At 57.8% G+C, this 5,944-nt stretch carries 5 protein-coding genes and 2 pseudogenes; 3 read left to right on the forward strand and 4 right to left on the reverse strand.

What is annotated here, in order from left to right; translation table 11 throughout:
- Positions 1-226, reverse strand: a pseudogene (locus AC2FLZ_RS21555) (AMP-dependent synthetase); the annotation flags it as partial.
- Between the two features lie 136 nt (positions 227-362).
- On the opposite strand from AC2FLZ_RS21555, the gene AC2FLZ_RS21560 reads away from it, so the two are divergent.
- Positions 363-968, forward strand: a complete 606-nt coding sequence (locus tag AC2FLZ_RS21560) for an OmpW/AlkL family protein (protein WP_209504463.1) — start codon at positions 363-365, stop codon at positions 966-968.
- A gap of 50 nt (positions 969-1,018) precedes the next feature.
- Here AC2FLZ_RS21560 and AC2FLZ_RS21565 read toward each other — a convergent pair whose 3' ends face one another.
- From AC2FLZ_RS21565 to AC2FLZ_RS21575, 3 genes are all read right to left on the reverse strand, one after another.
- The gene (locus AC2FLZ_RS21565) at positions 1,019-2,182 is read right to left on the reverse strand and encodes an isovaleryl-CoA dehydrogenase (RefSeq protein ID WP_267362877.1); all 1,164 of its coding nucleotides are present in this window, start codon (positions 2,180-2,182) and stop codon (positions 1,019-1,021) included.
- Between the two features lie 164 nt (positions 2,183-2,346).
- Positions 2,347-3,537, reverse strand: a complete 1,191-nt coding sequence (locus tag AC2FLZ_RS21570; protein ID WP_480476061.1) for a DegT/DnrJ/EryC1/StrS family aminotransferase — start codon at positions 3,535-3,537, stop codon at positions 2,347-2,349.
- Between the two features lie 39 nt (positions 3,538-3,576).
- Positions 3,577-4,248, reverse strand: a complete 672-nt coding sequence (locus AC2FLZ_RS21575) for an HAD-IA family hydrolase (RefSeq protein WP_480516372.1) — start codon at positions 4,246-4,248, stop codon at positions 3,577-3,579.
- 134 nt (positions 4,249-4,382) lie between these two features.
- Between AC2FLZ_RS21575 and glmU the strand changes: the two genes are divergently transcribed.
- Positions 4,383-5,735 (forward strand): bifunctional UDP-N-acetylglucosamine diphosphorylase/glucosamine-1-phosphate N-acetyltransferase GlmU, encoded by a 1,353-nt coding sequence (gene glmU, locus AC2FLZ_RS21580; protein WP_496809147.1) that lies wholly within the window; start codon positions 4,383-4,385, stop codon positions 5,733-5,735.
- Between the two features lie 3 nt (positions 5,736-5,738).
- Positions 5,739-5,944 (forward strand): annotated as a pseudogene (locus AC2FLZ_RS21585) (glutamine--fructose-6-phosphate transaminase (isomerizing)); the annotation flags it as partial.

The raw sequence follows: 5,944 nt of genomic DNA on the forward strand, positions 1-5,944 counted from the left end.
CAACGCGATCACCGGGCTGCACATGGCGCAATAATGCTCGGGCTATTCCGTCCGTCATTTGCGACAGCTGCGCATAGCTGATGCGCTGCGGGTCCGGTCCGGTTAAATCGATCAGCGCAACCCGATCCCCCGCATGCCGCAGGCACTGCTGCGCCATGTTCAGACTGTCCGGCAGATCCCAGCCTCCATCCGGGCGCAAACCCGGTATGCGCTCAGCGCTTAGCACGGTGATTATTCCCTATATTTCCTGCACTTATCGATTCATCTGCAGCCAGTTCTTTCACGTTTACTTGATGCAGATCAGAGTGGGCAATTTCAGTCGCTGCAACACCAAGGTCATCAACGAAACCAAAGGCAAGACAATGACCAAGAAACTCGCCGCTTTGACTCTTTCCACCGCGTTGGTGGCTCTGGCCGCCCCTGCGTTTGCCCAATCTCAGGGGGATTGGACTCTCGGTATCGGTGTGGGGTACCTGGACCCGAAATCCAACAACGGAACTCTGGCCGGCCTTAGCGCCGATATCGACTCGGATACGCGCCCGATCTTCACCGCCGAGTATTTCATCCAGGACAATTTGGGGATCGAGCTGCTGGCCGCGACCCCGTTCAAACATAACGTCACCTTGGGCGGAAGCGTGGACGCTGGCAGCGTCAAACATCTGCCGCCCACCTTGTCGCTGAACTATCACTTCCCGACCAATAGCGCCTGGAAGCCCTATGTCGGTGCCGGTCTGAACTATACCATCTTCTTTGACGAGCAATCTGCCCTTGGCAACCTCAAGGTCGATGATTCCTTCGGCGTATCGCTGCAAGCCGGTCTCGACTATATGATCACCGACAAAGGTGCGGTCCGTCTGAATGTGCGCTGGTTCGACATCGACTCGGACGTCACGCTGAACGGAGCCGATATTGGCACTGCAAACATCGACCCTTGGCTGGTCGGTATTTCCTACGTTCATCGCTTCTGATCCTTTGATCGAAACGCCCCGCTGCAAACTCGTCTGCGGGGCGTTTTCGTTCAGCGCATTTCGTTCATCATTTCCCGGCCGATCAGCATCCGTCGAATCTCGCTGGTGCCTGCGCCGATCTCCATCAGCTTGGCGTCCCGGAAAATCCGGCTGACCGGTGCATCCGACAGAAACCCTGCCCCGCCCAGCGCCTGAACCGCCTGATGCGCCTGAACCATCGCCTGTTCGGATGCGTAAAGACAGCACGCCGCTGCGTCCTGCCGAGTGACGTCTCCTCGATCACAGGCCTTGGCCACCTCATAGACATAGGCCCGTGCCGAGTTCATCGCGGTATACATGTCGGCAATCTTGCCCTGCATCAGTTGGAAGCTGCCAATCGGTTTGCCGAATTGCTTGCGCTCGGCCAGATACGGCATCACCTCATCCAGACAGGCGGCCATGATGCCGGTTCCGATCCCGGCCAGAACCACGCGCTCATAGTCCAGACCTGACATGAGCACGGCTACGCCCTTGCCCTCTTCTCCCAATACGTTCTCGAACGGCACTTCGACATCTTCAAAGATCAGTTCAGCCGTGTTCGACCCGCGCATCCCCAACTTGTCGAAATGGGGTGAAGTCGAAAAACCCTTCATCTCTTTTTCAATCAGAAATGCAGTAATACCCTTCGATCCGGCATCGGGGTCTGTCTTGGCATAAACCACCAGTGTATCCGCGTCTGGCCCGTTTGTGATCCAGTACTTGTTGCCGTTCAGTCGGTAATGGTCGTTGCGTTTTTCCGCCCGCAGCTTCATCGACACCACGTCCGAACCTGCGGAAGGTTCCGACATCGCCAGCGCACCCACATGTTCTCCCGATACTAGGCGCGGCAGGTATTTCTGTTTCTGCTCTTCCGTACCGTTCAGCTTGATCTGGTTCACACACAGGTTGGAATGCGCCCCATAAGACAGCGAAACCGAGGCAGAAGCGCGCGCAACTTCTTCGACAGCAATTGTATGCGCCAAATAGGACATGCCCGCACCGCCGTATTCTTCTGGCACGGTGACACCCAAAAGACCAAGCTCTCCCATTTCTTTCCACAGTTCATTCGGAAAGCTGTTCTTGGCATCAATCTCAGCCGCCATCGGCTTGACACGCTCCTGCGCCCACCGATGCACCATCTCGCGCAGGGCGTTCACATCCTCACCCAGATCAAACTTCATCGTGGCCATGAACATCTGTGTCCTCCCTCCGCATTAATGAACAAGTGTTCAATAAATCTCTAACAGCGAATCTGTCTTCGGTCAATCTTTGTGAAAGCCCGGACCAAAACGCGAAACGCCGCCCAAACCGGGCGGCGCTCTCAAGGGTCGAGTGTGCGCTGAAAGCGCACTCTGTTTTGCTAGGATTGATAAACTGCGCCCACTTCGGCTCGGATGATGCGCGCGATCACTTGGCAATCCTCCAGTGAAAAGGTCAGCGGCACACGCATATCCATGATGCCTGCCAGAACACGATCACTTTCCGGCATTCGTTCGCTTTCAAAATATCTCCAGCTGTCATAGCGCGACGTGAACCCTGTTGGCTCAGCCCCGCCAAACCATTTGATCTCGACCCCACGCGCGGCGCAGCGGCTGATAACGTCGGCTATCCGCTCAGGCGACCAATCCAACAGCAGGAACTGGATCGAAGACCCGACATAGGTTTCCTCTTCGGGTCGCTCGACAATCGTCAGGCCCGGAGTGCCGCGCAGCCCGGTCTCGATCTCGCGATAGCGCTCGTTCCACCGTGTCACCTGCCGGTCCAGATCCCGCAACTGAGGGCGTAGGATGGCGGCACGCAAATTGTCCATGCGACCGGACACATTGGGTGTGGTGTACTTTATCCGCTCGAACACTTCAGGTCCCGGCGCTGCCAGATGGCGTTCATACAGCATGTATGACCCCGACAGCATTGTGGCCTTGGCCGCCAGTTCCGCGTCATCAGTAACCAGCAAACCGCCCTCGCCCGAGTTCACGTGCTTATAGGTCTGGCAGGAATAACACCCGATCGCCCCCTGCCGCCCCGACAACTGACCACGCCAGGCCGCGCCCATCGTGTGTGCGCAGTCCTCGATCACGATAACGCCTGCCGCGTCACACATCTGCATCAGACGATCCATGTCACACAGATGCCCGCGCATATGGCTGAGCATCAGGACACGGGCCTGATCCAGTTTGCCCTCAAGATCCTCCAGATCGATGGTCAGGTTTTCGGTGACGCCGACAAAGATCGCCCGCGCTCCGACCGATGCAATTGATCCCGGCACCGGAGCCAGAGTGAACGCATTGGTCAGAACCGGGTCGCCCGGCTGCACACCGACGGCCCGCAACGCGGTGGCAAGCGCATAACCGCCAGAGGAAACCGCCAAGCAATACTTGGCCCCCATCTGTGCAGCAAACTCCTGTTCCAACAGGGCCGTTTCCCCCAACTCACCGGGGACCACGTTATAGCGATGCAGCCGCCCGTGACGCAGGACAGCCAGCGCTGCCTCGATTGCGTCGTCTGGAAGGGGTTCCTGCTGCGTGAAATTACCAATGAATGTTTCCGTCATGGTCTTTTTCTGGATCTCCGACAGGGTCCGGTCAAGGTTTCAGGCTGCCGCACCGATCAGATCAGGCACAAGATCGGGCAAGTCGTCAAAGTGATGCAGCAGGGCTTCGGGCTCCAGCGCTGCCATGTCCTCCCCTGACGGCCCGAAAGTCACCAAAACCGATGGGACCCCTGCCGCTCGGGCGGTATTGCGGTCGGTATCCGAATCTCCGATCAGCACGCACCAGGCTGGATCTCCCCCGGCCCGTCGCGCAGCCTCGCGCAGAGGGGCCGGGTCCGGCTTGCGCACCGGCAGCGTATCCGCACCTACCAACGATGCAAAACGGTCCCGCACTCCCATGCGCGTCAGTAACAATTCGGCCAGATGTTCCGGCTTGTTGGTGCAAATGCCGACACCGTAGCCCGCGTTACTCAGCATCTCGACGGCCTGCAACGCTCCCGGATAGAAACTTGTGTGGGTGTTGATATCTTGCGCGTAAGCCTCAAGCAGAACCGGATAATAGGCCTGAACGGTGTCCTCGTCGTAAGCTCCAACGCGTTTCAGCCCTTGGGTTAACATCATGCGCCCGCCACGCAGCGCGATGCCTGCATCCTGCCCATGGACCAGCACATCACCATGCCCCATTTCGCGGAAACAATGGTTCGCTGCCGCCAGCAAATCGCTTGATGTATCCGCCAAAGTGCCGTCCAGATCGAAGATGACGGTCCGCATGTTGCCTCCTGTTTCGGCAGGTTTTCGCCGTGTCCTGTTTCAATCGGCAATCTTGTTTGATGGCCGAACAGCTTGCGCCTTTGCCCCCAGCGGATAAAACGGTCGGCAACAAAACACAAAGAGAAAACGATTTCATGACCATTGCCCTTGTCATCCTTGCCGCCGGAAAAGGCACCAGGATGAATTCGGACCTTCCCAAAGTCCTGCATCCCATCGCTCAGGCTCCGATGCTTGTTCACGCGATGCGTGCCGGGTCTGTTTTGTCGCCCGAACGCACGGTGATCGTCACCGGCCACGGGTCCGAAGCTGTAGCAAAGGTTGCTCAGGACGAAGACGAAGATGCCCGGATAGCCGTTCAGGAGGAACAATTGGGTACAGCCCATGCGGTTGGTCAGGCCCGGACAGCACTGGACGGGTTCGACGGTGATATCGTAGTTCTTTACGGCGACACCCCGTTTTTACAACCCGATACGCTGGAGCGGATGGTCGAGGCACGGTCCCGAAATGACCTGGTCATCCTTGGGTTCGAAGCGGCTGATCCGGCCCGCTATGGCCGGTTGGTCATGAATGGCGACACGTTGGAACGCATTGTCGAATTCAAAGACGCATCAGATGATGAGCGCGCCATAACATTTTGCAACTCGGGCCTTTTGGCCTGTGATGCCCGGTTGCTTTTTTCGCTGATTGACGCCGTTGAAAACAACAATGCCTCAGGCGAATACTATCTGACAGACGTAGTTGAGATCGCCCGCAACCGCGGTCTGAACGTAACCGCCGTCGCCTGTGACGAGGCGCAGACGCTGGGCGTGAACTCACGCGCTGATCTGGCCGCCGCCGACGCCGTATTTCAGGCGCGCGCGCGGGCAGAACTGCTGGATATGGGTGTCACATTGATGGCACCGGATACGGTATACCTGTCCGCAGACACTGTGATTGGGCGTGACACAGTAATCGAACCCAACGTGGTTTTCGGCCCCGGAGTGAGTGTCGAAAGCGGTGCAACCATCCGGGCCTTTTCCCATCTGGAAGGGTGCCATGTCAGTCGCGGTGCCATCGTCGGCCCCTACGCGCGGCTGCGTCCGGGCGCAGAATTGGCCGAAAACACGCGGGTTGGCAATTTCGTCGAAATCAAGAATGCAGAAATCGCCGAAGGCGCGAAGGTCAACCACCTCAGCTATATCGGGGACGCATCGGTGGGTGCTGCGACGAATATCGGCGCGGGAACAATCACCTGCAACTATGATGGTGTGATGAAGCACAAGACCAACATAGGTGCGAATGTCTTTATCGGCTCCAACACCATGCTCGTGGCCCCGGTCACGGTGGGCGATGGCGCAATGACAGCGACAGGCACAGTGGTGACCAAAGACGTAGCGCCCGAGGCGTTGGCCTTGGCGCGCGCCAAGCAGGAAAACAAACCCGGCTACGCGCGAAAACTGTTTGAAATGTTGAAGGCGAAGAAGGCTCGCCGCGAAAACGAGGCCTGAGATATGTGTGGAATTGTAGGTGTCTTGGGGCAGCATGAAGCAGCCCCTATTCTGGTAGAAGCCCTGAAACGGCTGGAATATCGCGGCTATGACAGTGCCGGGATTGCAACCGTTAATGACGGTGTCCTGGGGCGTCGGCGTGCGGTCGGCAAGCTGGTCAACCTCAGCGATCTGTTGGTGCATGATCCGCTGCCGGGAAAATCCGGCAT

Source organism: Ruegeria sp. YKSF131, assembly GCF_059612645.1.